Source organism: Kitasatospora sp. NPDC085879, assembly GCF_040686255.1.
In the GTDB taxonomy this organism is placed as follows: Bacteria; Actinomycetota; Actinomycetes; order Streptomycetales; family Streptomycetaceae; genus Kitasatospora.
On sequence record NZ_JBFBJZ010000008.1, the window covers coordinates 77,215 to 96,005 of the forward strand.

At 74.4% G+C, this 18,791-nt stretch carries 17 protein-coding genes; 5 read left to right on the top strand and 12 right to left on the bottom strand.

The features are described from left to right. Positions 1 to 157: 157 nt before the first annotated feature. A complete protein-coding gene (ligA, locus tag AB0P35_RS08775; protein ID WP_363508575.1) occupies positions 158 to 2,194 on the bottom strand; it encodes an NAD-dependent DNA ligase LigA in 2,037 nt (678 codons plus the stop codon). Between the two features lie 78 nt (positions 2,195 to 2,272). Here ligA and AB0P35_RS08780 point away from each other — a divergent pair, with 78 nt between their 5' ends. Genes AB0P35_RS08780 through AB0P35_RS08800 form a run of 5 tightly spaced genes read left to right on the top strand, consistent with a single transcriptional unit; the run spans position 2,273 to position 6,031 of the window. Continuing rightward, positions 2,273 to 2,884 carry a PadR family transcriptional regulator gene (locus AB0P35_RS08780; protein WP_363508297.1) on the top strand — a complete coding sequence of 204 codons (612 nt, stop codon included), beginning with the start codon at positions 2,273 to 2,275 and terminating at the stop codon, positions 2,882 to 2,884. Continuing rightward, positions 2,877 to 3,854 (top strand): hypothetical protein, encoded by a 978-nt coding sequence (locus AB0P35_RS08785; RefSeq protein WP_363508299.1) that lies wholly within the window; start codon positions 2,877 to 2,879, stop codon positions 3,852 to 3,854. The genes AB0P35_RS08780 and AB0P35_RS08785 overlap by 8 nt, the downstream gene beginning before the upstream one ends. A 55-nt stretch (positions 3,855 to 3,909) precedes the next feature. Beyond that, complete coding sequence (locus AB0P35_RS08790; protein WP_363508302.1) at positions 3,910 to 4,677, top strand: alpha/beta hydrolase; 768 nt, start codon at positions 3,910 to 3,912, stop codon at positions 4,675 to 4,677. Positions 4,678 to 4,730: 53 nt separating this feature from the next. Beyond that, positions 4,731 to 5,294: a DUF6584 family protein gene (locus AB0P35_RS08795; RefSeq protein ID WP_363508305.1), complete on the top strand. Its 564-nt coding sequence runs from the start codon at positions 4,731 to 4,733 to the stop codon at positions 5,292 to 5,294. A gap of 59 nt (positions 5,295 to 5,353) precedes the next feature. Continuing rightward, positions 5,354 to 6,031, top strand: a complete 678-nt coding sequence (locus tag AB0P35_RS08800) for a DUF6445 family protein (RefSeq protein WP_095876083.1) — start codon at positions 5,354 to 5,356, stop codon at positions 6,029 to 6,031. Here AB0P35_RS08800 and AB0P35_RS08805 read toward each other — a convergent pair. From AB0P35_RS08805 to AB0P35_RS08855, 11 genes are all read right to left on the bottom strand, one after another. Continuing rightward, a complete protein-coding gene (locus AB0P35_RS08805; protein ID WP_363508308.1) occupies positions 5,971 to 6,381 on the bottom strand; it encodes a hypothetical protein in 411 nt (136 codons plus the stop codon). The two genes, AB0P35_RS08800 and AB0P35_RS08805, sit on opposite strands and share 61 nt — an antisense overlap. A gap of 130 nt (positions 6,382 to 6,511) precedes the next feature. Beyond that, positions 6,512 to 8,257, bottom strand: coding sequence for a discoidin domain-containing protein (locus AB0P35_RS08810; protein WP_363508311.1), 1,746 nt, complete (start codon positions 8,255 to 8,257; stop codon positions 6,512 to 6,514). Positions 8,258 to 8,423: 166 nt separating this feature from the next. Then, the gene (locus AB0P35_RS08815) at positions 8,424 to 9,440 is read right to left on the bottom strand and encodes a LacI family DNA-binding transcriptional regulator (protein ID WP_363508314.1); all 1,017 of its coding nucleotides are present in this window, start codon (positions 9,438 to 9,440) and stop codon (positions 8,424 to 8,426) included. A 233-nt stretch (positions 9,441 to 9,673) separates the two neighbouring features. Next, positions 9,674 to 10,729 carry a LacI family DNA-binding transcriptional regulator gene (locus AB0P35_RS08820; protein WP_095876084.1) on the bottom strand — a complete coding sequence of 352 codons (1,056 nt, stop codon included), beginning with the start codon at positions 10,727 to 10,729 and terminating at the stop codon, positions 9,674 to 9,676. A 79-nt stretch (positions 10,730 to 10,808) separates the two neighbouring features. Then, positions 10,809 to 11,621, bottom strand: a complete 813-nt coding sequence (locus AB0P35_RS08825) for a shikimate 5-dehydrogenase (RefSeq protein ID WP_363508317.1) — start codon at positions 11,619 to 11,621, stop codon at positions 10,809 to 10,811. A 59-nt stretch (positions 11,622 to 11,680) separates the two neighbouring features. Then, positions 11,681 to 12,037, bottom strand: coding sequence for a hypothetical protein (locus tag AB0P35_RS08830; RefSeq protein WP_363508320.1), 357 nt, complete (start codon positions 12,035 to 12,037; stop codon positions 11,681 to 11,683). After that, positions 12,034 to 12,630, bottom strand: coding sequence for a Rieske (2Fe-2S) protein (locus AB0P35_RS08835; RefSeq protein ID WP_363508323.1), 597 nt, complete (start codon positions 12,628 to 12,630; stop codon positions 12,034 to 12,036). The genes AB0P35_RS08830 and AB0P35_RS08835 overlap by 4 nt, the downstream gene beginning before the upstream one ends. After that, a complete protein-coding gene (locus tag AB0P35_RS08840) occupies positions 12,627 to 13,244 on the bottom strand; it encodes a 4Fe-4S dicluster domain-containing protein (RefSeq protein ID WP_363508326.1) in 618 nt (205 codons plus the stop codon). The genes AB0P35_RS08835 and AB0P35_RS08840 overlap by 4 nt, the downstream gene beginning before the upstream one ends. A 4-nt stretch (positions 13,245 to 13,248) precedes the next feature. Next, positions 13,249 to 15,552: a molybdopterin oxidoreductase family protein gene (locus AB0P35_RS08845; RefSeq protein ID WP_363508329.1), complete on the bottom strand. Its 2,304-nt coding sequence runs from the start codon at positions 15,550 to 15,552 to the stop codon at positions 13,249 to 13,251. Next, positions 15,549 to 16,559, bottom strand: coding sequence for an MFS transporter (locus tag AB0P35_RS08850; RefSeq protein ID WP_363508578.1), 1,011 nt, complete (start codon positions 16,557 to 16,559; stop codon positions 15,549 to 15,551). The genes AB0P35_RS08845 and AB0P35_RS08850 overlap by 4 nt, the downstream gene beginning before the upstream one ends. Before the next feature lie 210 nt (positions 16,560 to 16,769). Next, positions 16,770 to 18,734 carry a hypothetical protein gene (locus tag AB0P35_RS08855; protein ID WP_363508332.1) on the bottom strand — a complete coding sequence of 655 codons (1,965 nt, stop codon included), beginning with the start codon at positions 18,732 to 18,734 and terminating at the stop codon, positions 16,770 to 16,772. Between the last annotated feature and the right edge of the window lie 57 nt (positions 18,735 to 18,791).

An 18,791-nucleotide genomic window follows, 5' to 3' on the forward strand; every position in this document is an offset into this window, starting at 1 on the left:
ACGGGTCGAGCAGTCCCTCGGCCCGCCAGTCCGCCCACAGGTCCGCCCATGGCTCCGCGGGCAGCGGACGGGCGAACTGCGCGACGGCGTCACGCACTTCCTCCTCGCCGCGCAGGCCGAGCAGCACCCCGGCGACCGCCGGGTGGCCGGTGGTCCCTCACGCCACCAGCAGCTCCGCCACCAGCTCCGCGAGCTCGTCCGGCGACATCACCCGGATGCCCAGCTCCTCGGCCTTCGCCCGCTTGGAGCCGGCCTTCTCGCCCGCGACCAGCAGGGTGGTGCGCTTGGACACCGACGAGGAGGCCTTGCCGCCGGCCCGCTCGATGAGCTCGTTGATCTGGTTGCGGCTGAGGTCGGCGAGCGGGCCGGTCATACTGCCCGTCACCACCACGGCCTCCCCGGCCAGCGGTCCCGCGGGGCCGTCCTCGGAGGCGGCTGCGGTCGCGGCCGGCGGGGTGACGGCAGTACCGACGCCGCGCGCCGCCAGCTTGTCCAGCACCGGTGCGAGTGCGACGAGTTCGGCGACGATCACGGTGGCCTTCTCCGGGCCGATGCCGTCGACCTCGGCGAGCGTCTCGGTGTCCGCGGCGCGGATCGCGGCCATGCTGCCGAAGTGGGCGGCGATCCGGCGGGACATCGAGCGGCCGGTGCCGAGCACGCCGAGCGCGCAGAACACCCGGTTGAGCGGCCGCGTCCGGGCCTCCTCGATCGCGGCGAGCAGGTTGTCGGCGCTGGTCTCGCCCATCCGGTCGAGGGTGAGGAGCTGTTCGCGGGTGAGCGTGAAAAGGTCGGCGAGGTCCGCGACCAGGCCCGCCTCGACGAGCTGGACGGCGCGGGTGCCGCCGAGCCCCTCGACGTCCAGCTGGTCGCGCCCGACGGCGTACCGGATCGAGGCGACCGCCTGGCAGCCGCGGCCGCGCACGCATCGCCACCGCTGCTGCGAGGTGTCGATGGCGTCGCCGCAGCGCGGGCAGGCGGCGGGGAAGACGATCGGCTGTTCCTCGCCGGTGCGCTGCTCGACGAGCGGCGCCTCGACCCGCGGGATGACGTCGCCCGCGCGGTGGACGAAGACCTGGTCGCCGATCAGCAGGCCGCGGCGGGTGATGTCGGCGGGGTTGTGCAGGGTGGCGTAGGTGATGGTGACGCCGTCGACCTCGACCGGCTCCAGGACGGCGCGCGGGGCGATGACGCCGGTGCGGCCGACGTTCCACTCGACGCCGAGCAGCCGGGTGACCTTGTGCACGGCGGGCAGCTTGTAGGCGACGGCCCAGCGCGGGGCGCGCGAGCCGGCGCCGGCCTGCTCCTGGTCGGCGGCGGCGTCGGCCTTCACCACGATGCCGTCGATGCCGAAGGGCAGGGTGGCGCGCAGGGCGGCGATCGCGTCGATCCGCTGCCGGACCTCGTCGACGCTCTCGCAGCGGCCCGGCCGGGCGGCGGTCGTCGCGGCGGTGTTGGCGCCGAGTGCGGCGAGCCGGTCGAGCAGGGCGCTGTGGCCGAGTTCGCCGAGGCCGATCGCGCCGTAGGCGAAGAAGGTGAGCTCGATCCGGTACGGGCGGTCCTTGGCGCGCAGGGTGCCGGCGGCGCCGTTGCGCGGGTTGGCGAAGGGGGTGGCGCCGTGCGCGGTGCGCACCTCGTTGGCGTGCTCGAACTGGCTCTGGGTGAGCAGGACTTCGCCGCGCAGTTCGAGGTCGAGCGGCTCGGCGAGGTGCTGCGGCAGGCCGAGGACGGCGTCGGCGGCGTGGCCGATGTCCTCGCCGGCGAGGCCGTCGCCGCGGGTGATCAGCCGGACGAGCCGGCCCTGCCGGTAGCGGGCCGCGACGGCCAGGCCGTCCAGCTTGGGCTCGACGCACCAGCCGTCGACGGGCCGGCCGAGCCTGCGCTCCAGGCCGGCCGCCCAGGCGGCCAGCTCCTCGGCGGAGAAGACGTTGTCGAGGCTGAGCATCGGCACGGTGTGCGGGACGTCCCCGACGGCCGCGCCGCCGGCCACCTTGCCGGTGGGCGAGTCGGGCAGCGCGTCGCCCGGGTGGGCCTGCTCGTAGGCCTCGATCGAGCGCAGCAGCGCGTCGTACTCGTCGTCGCCCAGCGGCGTGGCGCCGTCGGCGTAGTAGGCCGCGGCCGCCTGCACGGCGGTGGCGACGGCATCGGCATAGGCGGCGTGGGTGGCCAGGGCGGCTGCGTCCTTCATGTCGAACATCATCTCGACCGGCACTGACATTCGGAGCGGCCGGTTCCGCGTTGACCTTTAGTCTATTTCGACTGATAGATTTCGACCATGCCACGACGCGCTCTCGACAATCCGATCGTCCCGGCCGTGCTGGGCCTGCTGCTCGAAAGCGACGCACACCCGCACCGGCTCCTCGCCGACCTGCGGGAACGCAGCGCGCACCACGCCGCCGCGGTCAACCGCGGCACCCTCTACAACACCGTCGCCGCCATGGCGGAGGCCGGCTGGGTGGCCGCACTCGGCCAGGAACGCGCCGGGAACCGCCCCGAGCGGACGGTCTACCGCATCACCGCGGCCGGCCGCGCCGAACTCGTCCGCCGGCTGGACGAGCAGATCCGCACCCCGGAGAGGGAGTTCTGGTCCTTCCTCGGCGCCGTCGCCCACCTCGGCGCACTCGGCCCGGACGGCGCGGCCGACGCCCTGGCCGAACGCGCGCGCCGGCTGCGCGAGCGCACCGCCGACGACGAGCGGCGCCTCGCCGAAGCCCTGGCGGCCGGCGTGCCGCGGCTCTTCGTCATCGAGGCGGAGTACGCGCTCGACCTCGCCCGCACGGAGACCGCGTGGGTCGAGTCGCTGGTCGAGGAGATCCGCACCGGCACGCTCGCCTGGCCCTCCGCACCCGCCGACCGCGGCCGCCAGGACGGACCCGACGGTGACTGACGGACTGCTCTTCGGGATCTACCCCGGCGGTGTCACCGGCGACGACAGCGGCGGCCTCGCCGAGGGCCCGCCCGACGACCCGGGCCGCATCACCGACCTGCTCGACCGGCTGCAGGGCCGCCCCGGCCGGCCCTTCCTGGTCCGCGCCTACACCGCGTTCGACGACACCACGGCGCCCGGCGGGTCGCACCCGACGGCCACCCCGGCCGGCGCCGAGCGGTACGCCGTCCGCGGCCGCCGGCTGGACCTCGTCGCCCAGTACCGGTCGGCGGCCGGCGACGTCCCCGGCTACTGCGCCTTCCTGCGCGAACTCGTCGAGCAGTACGGCGCGGTGACGCAGACCCTGCAGGTGGCGGAGGAGCCGAACGTCACCGGGAACCCCGTGCTGGACGGCCACTACCCGTCGGTCCGCGAGGCGGTCGTCCGCGGCGTGCACACCGCCCGCGCTCGGGCCCGCGAACTCGGCCACCATCACCTGCGGATCGGCTTCAACACCACGCCGCTGTTCGGCCCGGCGACGGCCTTCGTCAGCGAACTCGCCGAGCTCGGCGGCCCCGCCTTCCTCGCCGAACTCGACTACGTGGGACTCGACTTCTTCCCCGACGTGTTCCGCCCGGTCGCGCCGGCCGAACTCGCCGGCGCGGTCGCCGGAGTGCTCCGCCACCACCGGGAGAACGTCCTGGCGCCCGCCGGCCTCGGGCGGCTGCCGCTGCACATCACCGAGCACGGCTGGCCCACCGGCCCCGACCGGACACCACACCGACAGGCCGAGGTGGTCGAGGCGGTGGTCGGCACGGTCGCCGCGCACGCGCGGGAGCTGCGCCTGAGCGGCTACACCCACTTCGCACTGCGGGACGCCGACAGCGCCGCACCGGGGCTCTTCCACCGGTTCGGGCTCACCGCCGACGACTACACGCCCAAGCCCGCCTTCGACACCCTGCGGTCGCTGGTGGGCCGCTACAGCGCCTGAGGCCCGCCGCGGCCCAGACTGGTGGCGGACGGACCGCCGCCGACGGGAGGACAGCGTGACCACGGGCAGCTACGCGCAGGTCAACGGGCTCGACCTGTACTACGAGGAGCACGGCAGTGCGACGGGGCGGCCGCTGGTCGCCCTGCACGGCGGACTGCTGACCGCCGACCTGTGCTTCGGCGCACTGCTGCCCGTGCTCGCGCCCGGGCGCCGGATGATCGTCCCAGAGTTGCAGGGGCACGGGCACACCCGGGACACCGACCGCCCGTTCCGGGTCGACCTGCTCGCCGAGGACGTCCTCGCACTGATGGACCGTCTCGGCATCGCCCGCACCGACCTGCTCGGCTTCAGCCTCGGCGGCTACGCCGCGTTGCAGCTGGCACTCGACCACCCGGAGCGGGTCGACCACCTCGTCCTCGCCTCCACCAACTACCGGCCCGAGGGCTACCACGAGGAGATCCGACAGCCCCGGCTCCAGCACGGATCCAACCGGATGCCCACCCCCGACGACTTCGCCGAGATGCGCGCGGCCTACCTCGCCGTCTCCCCGGAGCCCGACCACTTCGACGCCTTCGCCGCCAAGGCCTCCGACGCGGTCGCCGCCTTCGAGGGCTGGCCGACCGAACGGCTCCGCACCCTCCGGACGCCCACCCTGCTCGTCGTCGGCGACCACGACTTCGTCCGCCTCGACCACGCGGTGGAGATGTACGACCTCATCCCGGACGCCCGGCTCGCCGTCCTGCCGCGCACCACCCACATGGACGTGATGCGGCGCACCACCCTGCTCACCCCGCTGCTGCAGGGCTTCCTGCCCACCGGCTGAGCCCTGCCGACAACCCCTTTGACCTGCGGCGCCCGGTCGGCGACCATGCTCCGATGACCGTCGAGACCACCCTCGCCAAGGCCGACGCGGACCTCCGCGCCGGCCGCATACCCGTCGCCCGCCAGCGCCTGCGCGGACTGGTCGGCTCCTACCCGGCCGACCTGACTGCCCGGCGACGGCTGGCCGAGGTCTACCGGCTGTACGGCGAACCCGCCCAGGCCGGCCGCTGGACGTACCTGGACGAGGACCGCGACCCGGCGGAGACCGCCGCCTTCGAGGCCCGCTACGCGAATCCGCTCGACCGGATGGCGGCCCTGGCCTGGCGCGGCCCGGAGGAGAAGGCCCCGACCGAGACCGCCCGGGCCCGGCTGGCCGAGGTCCGCACGGCCGCCTCCGCGCACCTGGGCCGGCCGGTCCGCTGGTGGAACGTGCAGGCGGCCCGCACCCGCGAGATCGGCACCGGACTACTACGCGGAAGACGGCGGAATGCTGCGCTGCTCCGTCCTCACCCTGGTCGTCCTGCTCCTGCTCGGCCTGGCGGCGCTCGGCGCCGTCACCGCCGTCCGATGGCTGCTCTGACCCCGCGTCCGGCCGCACCCGCCTTGGCCTCCCCTTGACGCACAATTGACCTGATCACGGGCGAGGCACGCCGAGCGCCGTCGCTACCGTCGGGGCCATGTCACCCCTCCCCCGGACGCCGGCGATCCCGGTGCTGCCGTACCGCAAGCCGACCCGTGGCCGCGACTACTGGGTCTTCGACGACGTGCTGCCCGACGCGGAGGCCGTCCGGACCCGCACCCTGGCCCGCGACGACTGGAGCGAGGGGTACCCCCACAAGCCGGAGACCTGGCCCGGCCTGCGCACCATGCCCGGCCTCGCACCGGACGAACTCGCCCACGTCGAGGCCCTGGTGATGAAGGCCACCGGCGCCCGCCGGATCTGGCCCGAGACCGGCCCGGGCGGCGCCACCGTCAACCACAACTGCATCCAGGTGGTCGGCCAGGACGAGTGCGAGCCGCGCCCGCACACCGACTCCCGCGCCGTCTGCCGCTACGCCGCCGTCCTCTACCTCAACCCCGCGGCCCCCAAGGACTGCGGCACCAGCTTCTACCGCCAGCAGATGCCGAACGGCGCCCTGGGCGGCAACATCGTGGCGGCCCCGCACAACAACCTGGTCGACGCCCTGGGCACCCGCTTCGTGCCCTCCAACGCCTTCGTCGAGGACGTCCGTGTCCCGCACCGCTTCAACCGGCTGCTGCTGTACAGCGCCAACATCATCCACACCGCGACCGGCTACTGGGGCAGCACCCTGGAGGACAAGCGGATGACCGCCGTCTTCTTCTGGATGGCCTGACCTCCGGACCGTCCGGCCCCGACTGCGGTTCCCGTCGCCCTCCCCTCCGGTACGTCAGGTACGGAGGGCGAGGGAGTACATCCCCGCGCCGCCGCCCAGCGCGATCTCGTGACCCGCCCCCAGGCGCACGAGAACAGTTGGCCGTCGCCCCGCATGACCGCGACCGGGCGCCGACCGGCCTCGTCGTGGACCGTCATCGAGCCGTCGAGTCCGGTGGCGGCGACGAAGGCGCCGTCATGGGAGACCGCCACGCAGGTGACGGCATCCTGGTGCCCGTGGAAGACCGCGGTGCAGGCGCCCGTCGCGCGGTCCCACAGGCGCACCGTCCGGAACTCCCGGAGACCAGCCACGTCCCGTCCGGCGACACCGCCACCGACCGGATCTGCCGCCGGTGCCCCCGTCGCCCGAGGAGAGGCACCGCCGGCCGGGGCCCCACAACGGGGCCTCGGCCGGCGGCAACTCCTGCTATCGCCAGGCGGCTTACTGGTACACGCGGACGTAGTCCACGAGCATCTTCTGCGGGAGGACGGACGAGGCGTCCGGCGCGCCCGGCCAGTCGCCGCCCACCGCGTTGTTGAGGATCAGGTAGAACGGGTGGTCGTACACCCAGGGGCCGCGGGTGGCCTCCAGGGCGGTGCGGTCCACGGTGAAGAAGGCGTTGCCGTCCACGTAGAACGTCATGTGGGCGGAGTCCCAGTCCACCGCGTAGGTGTGGAAGGCATTCGCGAAGTCCGTGCCCGCCAGGGTGTACGGGGAGCCGTACCCGCCCGCGCCGTTGTAGGCGGGCGCGTGCAGCGTCGAGTACACCGAGTCGGGGACCTTGCCGACGTGCTCCATGACGTCGATCTCGCCGGAGTACGGCCACGGCGTGCCGGTCTTGAAGTTGGAGCCGAGCATCCAGAACGCGGGCCACAGGCCCTGGGTGCCGGTCACCTTGATCCGTGCCTCGGCGTGGCCGTAGGTGAAGTCGAAGTGGCCCGAGGTGTTGATCCGGCCGGAGGTGTACTGGCAGGTGGTGCTGCCGGAGAGCGGGTCGCGCGGGCAGGACGAGCCCGGGGTGACCTCCTTGCGGGCCTCGATCACCAGGTTGCCGGTACCGTCCTGGTAGAGGTTCTTGTTGCCGGTGGTGTAGTACTCCAGTTCGTTGTTGACGCCCGGGCCGGGGTCGGTGGTCCACTTGCCGGCGTCCGGCGCGGTGCCGTTGGCGGCGTTGAACTCGTCACCGAAGACCAGGCGCCCGGCCGGGAAGGACGGGTTCGCCGGCAGCGCGGGCGGGGTGACGGGGCTGCCGCCGGTGCCGAACACCTGGAACTCCCAGAGCGAGTAGCCGTACTGACTGACCCGGGCGGTGCCGTACATCCGGACGTACCGGCCGGTGCCGTTCAGGTCGGCGATGGTCTCCTTGAAGCCCTTGCCGGTGGTGGTCGAGTAGATGTCCGTCCAGGTGGCGGCGTCGTCGGAGACCTGGAGCCGGTACGCGGTGGCGTAGGCCGGGTCCCACTGCAGGATGACCTTGTGGACGGTGGCGGTGGCGCCGAGGTCGACGTAGATCCAGCCCGGGTCGCTCCAGGCGGAGGTGGCCCAGCGGGTGGCCGGGTCCTGGTCGACGGCCCGGCTCGGGGTGCAGTTGCCGCAGCCGCCGTCGTTCTGGCTGCTGGAGGCCACCGCGGGCTTGTTGTACGAGAGTTGGACGTCGCCGCCGGTGCCGCCGCCGGGGGTGCCGTAGACCTGGAACTCCCAGAGCGAGTAGCCGTACGGGGTGGCGCGGGCGGTGCCGTACATCCGGACGTACCGGCCGGTGCCGTTGACGGTGAGGTTCTGGGTGCCGCCGGTGCCGCTCGCGGTGGTGTAGACGTCCGTCCAGGTGCTGCCGTCGGCGGAGGTCTGCAGCTTGAAGCCGGTGGCGTAGGCGGCCTCCCACTGCAGGACGACCCGGCTGACGGTGGCGGTGGCACCGAGGTCGACCTGCAGCCACTGCGGGTCGGCGAAGGCGCTGGACCAGCGGGTGCCGGCGTTGCCGTCGACGGCGGCCGAGGCGGGGAAGGCCACCCCGTTCTCGGTGGAGGAGGCGGTGACGGTCCTGCCCTGGGAGAGCAGGCTCTCCGCCGCGGGGGCGGCCGGCGCGAACGGCACGAGCAGGGCGCCGAGGGCCAGCACGAGGGCGGTGAGCAGCCGGGTCAGCACCCGGTGGGGGCGCGCCGCGGCGGCCCGTGGGGCGGTGGTCATGGGGAACTCCAGCTGGGTGGGGGTGGTGCGGAGTCGATGACTGCGGTGCACGGGTGGGGCGGTGCACGGGTGGCGCCTTGCGGTCGACTCGGGCGGTCCGCGCGCCGGTGGCCGGTGCGGGCGGGTGTGCTCCATGGCCGTCCTCTGCGTGGGGAAGGGTGTCCGGTCAGGCGGAGTCGCGCAGCACCAGCGCGGTGGGCAGCACCAGTGCCGGCCCGGCCTCCTCTCCTGCCGCCAACCGCTGCACCAGGCGCACGAGTTGGCGGCCCAGGTCCTCGATGGCCCGGTGCACGGTGGTGAGTGCGGGCACGGCGGTCCGGGCGCACTCGACATCGTCGAAGCCGACCACGGCGACGTCCTCGGGCACCCGGCGGCCGGCCCGGCGCAGTGCTTCGAGGGCGCCCAGGGCCATCAGGTCGGAGGCGGCGAAGAGGCCGTCGATCCGCGGCTCCTCCGCCAGCAGCCAGGTGGCCGCGGCCCGGCCTCCCTCGACCGTGAAGTCGGCCTCGGCGACGAGCGGGCGGCGGCGGCCGCGGGCGGTCTCGCGCAGGTAGGCGGCCAGCCGGTCCTGCCCGGCCGGAGTGGACGAGGGCCCGGCGACGGTGGCGATCCGGGTGCGGCCGAGCCGCCGCAGGTGCCGGACGGCGGCTGCCGCACCGCCCGTGTTGTCCACCCCGATGTAGGGCAACCGCACTCCTCCGTAGGGGCGTTCGCTGCACACCACGGGGATGCCGGTGCCGGCGAGCAGGCCGGGCAGCGGGTCGCGGTCGTGCACCGAGGCGAGCACGACGCCGTCGACGTGCCCGCCCCGCGCGTACTGCTCGATCCGCCGCCGGCCGGCCGCCGAGCCGGCCAGCAGGATCACCAACTGCTCGTCGGACTCCTCGAGTTCGGCGGTGGCTCCGCGGATGAGGGTGGGGAAGAAGCCCTCCGAGAAGACCTGCCCCATCCCCTCCGGGAGCACCAGCGCGTACGAGCCGGTGCGGCGGCTCACCAGCGAGCGGGCGGCCTGGTTGGGCACGTAGTGCAGGTCCGCGACGGCGCGCATGACGGCCGAGCGGCGCCGCTCGCTGACCGGGTGCGAGCCGCTGACGACCCGGGAGGCAGTGGCCCGGGAGACGCCGGCGCGCTCGGCGACGTCGTCCAGGGTCGGCCGGTACCGCTCCGGGGCGGTCGGTTCCACGGACTGTCCCTCCGTACGGGCCGAGCGGCCCTCGTAATGAGAGAGCGCTCTCTCCCCTGGCGGCACGAGAGTGCCTCCGTGAATCCTTCGCTGTCAATGGCCGTGCACGACATACGCCAAAGCCGCACAGCCCTCGGCCGACTCAAGGAGAGAGCGCTCTCCCGCATTCCTTGCGAAAACGCCCGCCGGCGGCTGACAGCACCTGTCGGCGGGCGAGTCGGCGAAACGGCCGGTCAGGCCGACTGGCGGACCACCAGCGTCGGCCGGAAGACCACCATCGGCATGGTCTTCGCCGGCTCGGCGATCTGCCGCAGCACCAACCGGGCCATCTCCGCCGCCATGTCCTCCACCGGCTGGCGCACCGTGGTCAGCTGCGGGTCGCAGGCCAGCGCCGCACTGCTGTCGTCGAAGCCGACCACCGCCACGTCCTCCGGCACCCGCCGGCCGCTGCGCGACAGCACCGGCAGCGCCCCGAGGGCCATCAGGTCGGAGGCGATGAACACCGCGTCCAGGTCGGGCGCGCGCTCCAGCAGCGCCCGCATCGCGGTGGCCCCGCCGTCCTGGGTGAAGTCGCCCTCCACATGGACGATCTCGTCGCGGCCGTGCGCCGCCAGCGCCTCGCGGTACCCGTCCAGCCGCTCCCGGCTGGCCGGCATGTCCAGCGGCCCGCTGATCGTGGCGATCCGCTGCCGGCCCAGCCCGACCAGGTGGTCCACGGCCAGCCGCACGCCCTCGCGCTGGTCCACGTCCACGTAGGCGATCGAGCAGGACGAGGCCGGACGGGAGGCCAGCACGGCCGGCATGCGGGCCTCGGTCAGCCACTGCGGCAGCGGGTCGGAGGCGTGCGAGGACACCAGGATCACGCCGTCCACGTGGCCCTGCCGCAGGTAGCCCTGCAACTGGCCGCGCGACTCCGCGTCGTCCGCCAGCATCAGCACCATCTGCATCCCCTGCGGACGCAGCACCTGGATCACGCCGCTCACCACCCGCCCGAAGTGCGGGTCGGTGAACATCCGGCCGACGAACGGGTCGAGCGGCTGGCCGCGGCGCTCCGCCTCGGAGACCACCAGCGCGACCGAGTTGGTGCGCCGGGTGACGAGTGAGCGGGCCGCGGAGTTCGGCACGTAGTTGGTCGCGGCGACGGCCTCCTCGACGATCCGGCGCAGCTCGGGATCGACGGTGGACTTGCCGTTCACCACGCGGGAGACGGTCGCACGGGACACGCCGGCCACCTTGGCGACGTGTTCCAGCGTCACGGGCCTGGTCGACGGTGGCAGATCGGTGGTCACGCTGCAGTTATACCCCGAGCGCCGCCGCCGTCGGCCCCCGCCTCCCGAACCGCGGCCGCCGGGGACGGAACGACCCCGGTCAGCCGCGGGCGTGGGCGGCGGCGCGCGCCACCAGTGCGTCGTCCGGGCGGACGCCGGTGTACAGCTCGAACTGCTCGACGGCCTGCAGCACCAGGACCTCCGCACCGGTGATCACCGCGACACCGGCGGCCCGGGCGGCCCCGACCAGCGGGGTCTCCACCGGCTGGGCGACCACCTCGAAGACCGTCCCGGCCGCCGCGACGGCGCGCTCCTCGAAGGCCGACCGCTCGGCCTCGGGCCCGCCGGTCATGCCGATCGGTGTGGCGTTGACCAGCAGGCGGGCGCCCGGCCCCGGCGCTTCCGGACGCCAGTCGAAGCCGTACCGGGCGGCGAGCGCCCGGCCGGCCGCCTCGTTGCGGGCCAGCACCGTCCCGTGCCGGAACCCGGCGTCGTACAGCGCTCCGGCGACCGCCCGCGCCATGCCGCCGCTGCCGCGCAGCGCGAACTCGGTGTCGGTGGGTACCGCCCGGCGCTCCAGCAGCAGCCGGATCGCGGTGTAGTCGGTGTTGTACGCGGTCAGCCGGCCGTCGTCGTTGACCACGGTGTTGACCGAGCGCAGCGCGGCGGCGGACGGCGCCAGCTCGTCCACCAGCGGGATCACGTCCTCCTTGAACGGCATGGAGATCGCGCAGCCGCGGATGCCGAGGGCGCGCACCCCGCCGATCGCGGCCGGGAGGTCCCGGGTGGTGAACGCCTTGTAGACGTAGTCCAGCCCGAGTTCGCCGTACAGGTAGTTGTGGAACCGTGTCCCGAAGTTCCCCGGCCGGGCCGCGAGGGACATGCACAACCGGGTGTCCTTGCCGATCCGCACCGCCGTCGCTCCCTCCGTGCCGGGCCGTGTGTGGCAGCCCTGCACCGTAACCGCACGCCCTACCGGTCGTGGCGCGGCGCGTACCACCAGACGGCGAGCACCACCAGGAAGGACAGCGCCGAGAAGCCGGTGCACCACCAGGCGGTTCCGGTGCGGCCCTCCATCCATGCGTCGGTGGCGACCGTCAGGGCCCAGAGCTGGCCGACGACGACGGTGCAGCTGAGCGCCACCCGGGCGCTGAGCATCGCGGAGCGCTCGGGTTCGTGCTCGCCGCCGGCGCCGGGCCCGGGACCGGGGGCGTGCACCCGCGGGTCGGCGTAGCCGCTGGTCGCCCGGATCTGCGGATAGCGCTCGTGCAGCGGCCGGTTGAGCTCCGGCTGTGCACTGCCCGCGTGGTAGTCCTCCGGCGCGGTCACGAGCCGCACCCGATCCGGTCGGCGAGGTCCGGGTCCTGCTCGCGCAGGCTGCGGCAGAGCCCTGCCTCCTCGTTCTCGCCGGAGCGCGCGGTGCCGACCGCCCAGACCGCGCCGCGGGCGTCCTCGACCAGCAGGACCTTCGGCAGCGGCCGCGGCGGCGGTCCGGCCGTCACCTCCCCGGTACGGATGTCGAACTCGCCCTCGTGGCACGGGCAGTAGAGGTCGCCGTCGGGCCCGTGGTCGGATCGTCGGACGACTCCGCAGGCGAGGTGGGTGCAGATGGTGGAGTAGCCGACGAGCGTGCCGTCCGCGAGCCGGGCGGCTATCGCCCGGTCGTCCTCGCCGGGGTAGGCGAAGGAGACGGCCTGGCCGCGGCCGATCCGGTCGGCGATCCGCAGGGGGGTGGCGGAGCCGTCGCCGTGCCGGGGCAGCACGCCGGCGGAGACGAGGGTGGCGCCGACGGCGAGTCCGCCGGAGACGGTGGCGACGATCCGCAGGTAGTCGCGGCGGGTGGTGAGGGAGTCGGCGGAGATCCGGTCGACCAGTGCGGCGTGCTCGGGCGAAGTCCCTTCGGTGCCGTGCGGATCGGTCATCTCGCTGCTCCGTTCCCGGGCGTGGGACGCCCGTTGACCTCGACGAGCGGCAGCAGGCCGCCCGGGACGGGTGCGCGGCGTTCGGCCGGCACCACGACGGCGACCCCGGTCGCCACCTCGGCGGCGCCGAAGGAGAACTGCGCGGAGACCTCGACGCCGGGCCGTTCGGCCTGCAGTTCCTCGATCGTGCCGTAGAAGAGTGCGCCGGTCGGGCAGACGGTGGCGCACATCGGTGCCAGCCCGTACGAGGTGCGGTCGTAGCAGAGGTTGCACTTCATCTGGAGCTTGGCCTCCAGGTCGATCTTGGGCACGCCGAACGGGCAGGCGTTGACGCAGTTCGCGCAGCCGATGCAGCGGGTCGGGTCGGCCTCCTGGACGACGCCGTCGGCGGTGATCAGGATGGCGTCGGCCGGGCAGACCTGGGCGCAGGGGGCGACCGGGTCCTCGCAGTGCATGCAGAGGGTGGGCAGGGAGGCCACCGAGTGGCCCTCGTCCGGGTAGTCGAGGTGGATCATCGACTTGCCGCGGTGCGAGTCGCACTCGCGGCAGGCGGAGACGCAGGCCTGACAGCCGATGCAGCGCCCGGGGTCGATGAAGACGGTCCTGCCGAGCATCCGGTCAGCCCCTCTCGGCGGTGCCGCGGCCCTGCGGGGCGGTCGGGGGCAGCGGATCGGTGCGCGAGGCCTGCGCCTCGGGGTAGGCGGTGTGCCCGGGCGGGACGGGCGGTGCGGGGACCTCGTCCAGGGCGTCGGCGTGCTCGATCCGGACGGCGCACACCTTGTACTCGGGGATCTTGGACCGCGGGTCGAGGGCGTCGATCGTCAACTGGTTGGCGGCGACCGGGAACGGCCAGTGGTACGGCACGAAGACGTGGTCGGCGCGGATGGCCTCGGTGACCAGGGCGGGCAGTACGGTGGCGCCGCGGCGGGTGACGACGCGGACGGCGTCGCCGGTCCGGAAGCCGTGCGAGGGGTGCACCTCGACCCAGGGGCGCGGGGTCTGCTCGACCAGTCCGCCGAGCCGTCGGGTCTGGTTGCCGGAGAGGTAGTGCGCCACGGTGCGCCCGGTGGTCAGGGTCATCGGGTACTCGTCGTCGTGCGGTTCGGCCGGCGGGTGCCACTCGACGACCTGCAGGTGGACCTTGCCGTCGGGGTGGTAGGTGCGGCCGTCCTCGAACAGCCGCGGGGTGCCGGGGTGGTCGACGGACGGGCAGGGCCAGGCGATGCCGCCGGTCGCCTCCAGCCGTTCGTAGGTGATGCCGTGGTAGTCGATGACCGTGCCGGCCGAGGCGCGGCGCAGTTCCTCGAACACCTCGCGGGAGCCGGCGAAGCGGAACTTGTCGCCGGCGCCGAGCCGTTCGGCGAGTTCGCAGAGCACCCGGGTGTCGGTCAGGACTCCGGGCGGCGGCTCCTGCGCCTTGTTGTGCTTGACCACCCGGGCCTCGGCGTTGGCCATCACGCCCTCGTCCTCGGCCCAGGTGGTGACGGGCAGCACGACATGGGCGTTGGCCGCCGTCTCGGAGAGGAAGAAGTCGAGCTGGACGTGGAAGTCGAGGGTGTCGTAACCCTCTTTCACCACGCCGTGGTTGGGCAGCGAGACGAAGGGGTTGTTGCAGACGCCGAGCAGACCGCGGATCTCGCGCCGCCGCATCTGGTGCACCATCTCCATCATCGAGGTTCCGGCGGTGGGGAGTTCGGCCTCGTCGATGCCCCAGATCTCGCTGATCTCCCGGCGGTGCACGGGGTCGAGGATGGAGCGTCCGCCGGGCAGCAGGTCGGCCTTCTGGCCGTGCTCGCGGCCGCCCTGGCCGTTGCCCTGGCCGGTGATGGTGCCGTAACCGCGGCCCGGGCGGCCGAGGTTGCCGGTGGCGGTGCACAGGTTGATGACGGAGAGGCAGTTCTCCACGCCCTGGGTGTGGTGCTCGATGCCGCGGGCGTGCCAGGCCATGGCGCGCGGGGCGCCGCCGAACAACCGGGCGACCTGGACGACCTGTTCGGCAGGGATGCCGCAGATCTCCGCGGCCCGCTCGGGGGTGTAGGCGGCGACGGCCTGCCGGACCTCGGCCCAGCCGGTGGTGTGCGCGGCGAGGTAGGCCTCGTCGGTGAGGCCCTCGCGGACGACGGTGTTGAGCACCGCGTTGAAGAAGGCCGAGTCGGTGCCGGAGCGCAGCGCGACGTGCACGTCCGCGGTGCGGGCGACCGCGGTCTGCCGGGGGTCGACGACGATCAGGACGGCGCCGCGGTCCCGGGCGCCCCACACGTACTGGGTCATCACGGGGAAGCACTCGCCGATGTTGGCGCCGGCGATCAGCAGGCAGTCGGTCTGCAGGATGTCGGCGAACGGGTTGGCGGCGCGGTCGATGCCGAAGGCGAGCTTGTTGGCGCCGGCGGCGCTGACCATGCAGAGCCGGCCGTTGTAGTCGAGGTTCCGGGTGCGCAGTGCGACCCGGGCGAACTTGCCGACCAAGTAGGTCTTTTCGGAGTAGAGGCTGGCACCGCCGAGCATGCCGAAGGCGTCCCGGCCGTGCTCGGCCTGGATGCGGCGGATGCGTTCGGCGATGTGGTCGAGCGCCTCGTCCCAGCCGGCCTCGCGGAAGGGCTCGTCGCGGGAGCGGCGCAGCAGCGGGGTGGTGAGCCGGTCGGGGTGGTTGACCTGCTGGTAGGCGTTGAGGCCCTTGGGGCACAGGCGCATCCGGTTGATGTCGTGGTTGCGGGGTTCGACGCCGAAGACCTTTCCGGCCCCGCTCACGCGCAGGTACATGCCGCACTGGACGCCGCAGAAGCAGCAGTGGGTGGGCACCAGGGTCTCGTCGGTGAGGTCGGCCCGCCAGCCGCCCGCGGGCAGGCCGCCGGCGTCGCGGAAGCCGCGGGTGCCGGGCGGCGCGATCACCCGGTCGATGCGGCGGGTGGCCGGGTCGGTCACCGGAAGCCCCGTTTCACCTGGGAGAGGTAGGCGCCGCCGCGCAGCACCCGTTTGCAGCGGGGGCAGGTCTCGGCCCAGCTGTCGAAGTCGAGGCGGAGGTCGCGCATGGTGCCGCGGAGGTTGGCGATGTACGCGGCGGTGTCGATCGGCCGGCCGCAGTTGCGGCAGTGCAGGATCTCGCCGTCGGTGCGGGAGACGAGTTTGAACAGCTGCATGCCGACGGCGGCCGGGCGCTGCACGATGTGGAAGAACTTGCCGAACGGCAGGTAGACCAGGGTGAGGACGACGGACGCCATGTGCAGCACGGAGAGGAACTGGTAGCCGCCGCCGTGCAGGAGGATCTCCGAGAAGGTGAGCAGCAGCCCGGTGACGGAGACGGTGATCAGGGCGAGCAGCGGGACGAGGTCGTAGCCGAAGCGCTGTCCGCTGGTGGCCTGCCGGTCGTGCATCCGGCGCCACAGGAAGTAGCCGCTGCCGGCGACGACCATCACGGCGGCCAGGTCGAGGCCGTGGTAGAGCACCCGGCCGAGGAAGCCGTTGTAGGTGAAGCCGAGGATCTCGACGCCCCACAGCCGCATCCGGTAGCCGGGGCCGTCCGGGCCGACGGCGGTGAAGGTGAACCAGCCCCAGGTCAGCGGGAAGGTGATGGCGGCGGCCAGCAGGCAGCCCCAGAAGAGGAGTTGGTGGGCGGCCCAGCGGGCGTGCGAGCGGGCGCCGAGGAATTTCTGGAAGCCGAGGTAGGTGACGGCGAGGCGGGGCAGTGCGGTGGGCAGCCGGCGCAGGTTGTGCCAGGAGAGCGCGGCCCGCCACCCCTGCCGGAAGAGCCGGGCGGCCGCCGGGGCGGAGATCCAGACGGTGTAGCGGTAGACCACGCCGAAGGCGAGGAAGACGGTGGCGACGGCGTACGGCACGAGCGCGGAGTCGAAGTCCCGCAGTCCGCGGCTGCCGAGCACGATCGCGAGGATCAGCAGCGCCGAGGCGGCGCCCGCGGCGAGGGAGGCCCGCAGCGCGACCCGGCGGGGGGCGGGCGGCTCGGGCGGGGATACCGGGGGTGCCTCGTCCGGCAGGCTGGTGGTCGCCACCCGGCGCCTCCCGTCATCGTGTCCGCAGGCATCCCGACGACCGTATGCGGGCCGGTGTTTCCCGGCCCCTCCGGAGACCCGCCCGGGTGACCGGACACCCCGGGCACGGTGCGGCCCCGCCGCGTCCGAGGGGTGTCAGGGCAGCGGGCGGACGACCGTGCCGTCCGCGCGGGCGCCCTCGACGGTCGGGCGGGCGGGCCCGGGGCGGTCGAGGACGAGGGTGCGGTCGCGGGAGGAGCGGTCGGCGGCGCCGGGCTCGTGCACGGTGAGGCGGACGACGCGGCGGCTGGCGGCGACCAGCAGCAGGTCGTGGCCGTCGGGGGCGCGCCACCGGCTCCAGGCCACGGTGTCCTGGTCGAAGCGGCTGCAGCCGCGGCCCTCGGCGAAGCCCGTCCGGGCGGGGGCGGCCGCGCCGGGCAGCAGGAGTTCGGTGGCGGCGGAGCCCGTCCCGTTCCAGCGGTCGGTGCGCAGGCAGACCCAGGTGGCGGTGCCGGCCTGCTGGGGCAACGGCTGGACGGCGAACGCCCACGCGTTCAGCGCCTTGACGTCGGGGCCGCGGTCGGGCAGGTCGCAGACCGTCCGGGCCCAGGTGGTCAGTGCCTCGGAGCCGGTGGCCTCGCGGGGTGCGCGGGCGGCGCCGGCGGTCGGCGGCGGGGTGTAGGTGAGGTGGGCGGGGGCGAGGCCGCCGAGGTCGGTGAGCAGGAAGGCGTGCTCCTCGGCGACGGTCGGCGAGGAGCGCAGCTGCAGGGCGGTGAGGTCGGGGCAGCCGCCGGTGGCGGCCGCGGGCACCGGGTCGGTGACGCCGTCGTGCCGGGCGAGCGGGCGGGCGGGGCGGTCCGGCTCGCGGAGGTTGCGGAGCTCGGCGTCGGCGATCCAGGGGGCGAGCAGGTAGCGGACGGAGTCGCCGGTGCGGTGCAGCACCAGAGCGGCCGCGGTGGTGACGTCGGAGTCCTCGGCGGTGGCGAGCAGCAGGCCCGCGCCGTCCGTCCAGCGGGCGATCCGGCCGCCGTCGGAGAGCAGGACGACCGGGTCGCCGTCGACGGTGCCCGCGTAGAGCAGGTGCGGGGTCCCGGCGGGCGGTTCGGCGGTGGTGCCGGGTTCGAGGCGGGCGGGGGCGGCGCGCCGCCAGGCGGCGAGGGCCCGGCCGAGCAGGGCCCGGTCGCCGGTGCGGTCGCCGCGGGCGGGCCAGGCGGTGTGGTCGAGCCGCGCGGTGCGGCTCCACAGGTCCGGGTCGACCCGGACGAGGCCGTCGGCACCGACGGCGGCACCTGCCGCGGCCCGGTCGGAGCTCGGCAGCCGGACGGCCGGGGCGCGGGACTCCCGTACCGCGAGCTCCGCGCCCAGGCCGAGCGGCAGGAGCAGCAGTGCGGCGGCGGCGAGCCGGGCGGCCCGGCGGCGGCGGATCAGGTCGCCGGGCCGGACGCGCACGGTGCACGGGTCGAAGCGCTCGCCGTCCCAGTGCCCGGCGAGTTCGGCGGGCACCGCCGCGGCCTCCTTGCGGGCCCGGTCGGGGCGGGACTCGCCGGCCCGGATCAGCAGGGCGGTGATCTCGGCGGGCGGCAGGTCGTCGACGGCGCGCAGCGCGTAGGCGGCCCGGCCGGCCGGGCTCAGCGCGGCGAGGGCGCGGTCCAGGGCGCGGGCGGCGGAGTCACCGTCGGCCGTGGTGAGGCGCAGGCCCCAGACCTGCGGCAGCAGCCGCAGGGAGCGGTCGCCGGGCCGGTGGGCGGCGCCGAGCGCGCGGCGCACCACGCGGTCGCGCAGCTCCTCGTACAGCTCCTCGGCCGGTCCGCGGCGGTCGGCGGGGTGCCAGGGCGGTCCGGCCAGGGCGCGCTGGGTGACGGCGTGGGCGCGCAGCAGCCGCCGACGGCGGTCGGCGCCTGCGGGCAGCACGAGGTAGGCGATCCGGGCGAGGCGGCGGTAGTTGACGACCAGGATCTCTTCGGCGTCGCTCAGCACCACGTCGTCGCCCTGTCCGGCCTGCCCGGTGGCCTGCCCGCCGGCGGGCCCGGGCTCGTCGGGCGGTTCTGCGGTGCCCTGCCCGGGAGTGCGGGACGGGTCGGCGGGCCTCGGCGCGGGGCGGCGCAGGGTGCGGCGGTCCATGGGAGCGGGCTCCGGTGGCTGGCGGTACGGGCGGCAGCCGGGGTGGACTGCAGATCA

Excerpts from the sequence above, each read along its gene's own strand:
- AB0P35_RS08780 (WP_363508297.1), top strand. The coding sequence starts at position 2,273 with ATGCCACGACGCGCTCTCGACAATCCGATCGTCCCGGCCGTGCTGGGC.
- AB0P35_RS08810 (WP_363508311.1), bottom strand. The coding sequence starts at position 8,257 with ATGACCACCGCCCCACGGGCCGCCGCGGCGCGCCCCCACCGGGTGCTG.
- ligA (WP_363508575.1), bottom strand. The coding sequence starts at position 2,194 with ATGTTCGACATGAAGGACGCAGCCGCCCTGGCCACCCACGCCGCCTAT.
- AB0P35_RS08795 (WP_363508305.1), top strand. The coding sequence starts at position 4,731 with ATGACCGTCGAGACCACCCTCGCCAAGGCCGACGCGGACCTCCGCGCC.
- AB0P35_RS08800 (WP_095876083.1), top strand. The coding sequence starts at position 5,354 with ATGTCACCCCTCCCCCGGACGCCGGCGATCCCGGTGCTGCCGTACCGC.
- AB0P35_RS08840 (WP_363508326.1), bottom strand. The coding sequence starts at position 13,244 with ATGCTCGGCAGGACCGTCTTCATCGACCCCGGGCGCTGCATCGGCTGT.
- AB0P35_RS08835 (WP_363508323.1), bottom strand. The coding sequence starts at position 12,630 with ATGACCGATCCGCACGGCACCGAAGGGACTTCGCCCGAGCACGCCGCA.
- AB0P35_RS08855 (WP_363508332.1), bottom strand. The coding sequence starts at position 18,734 with ATGGACCGCCGCACCCTGCGCCGCCCCGCGCCGAGGCCCGCCGACCCG.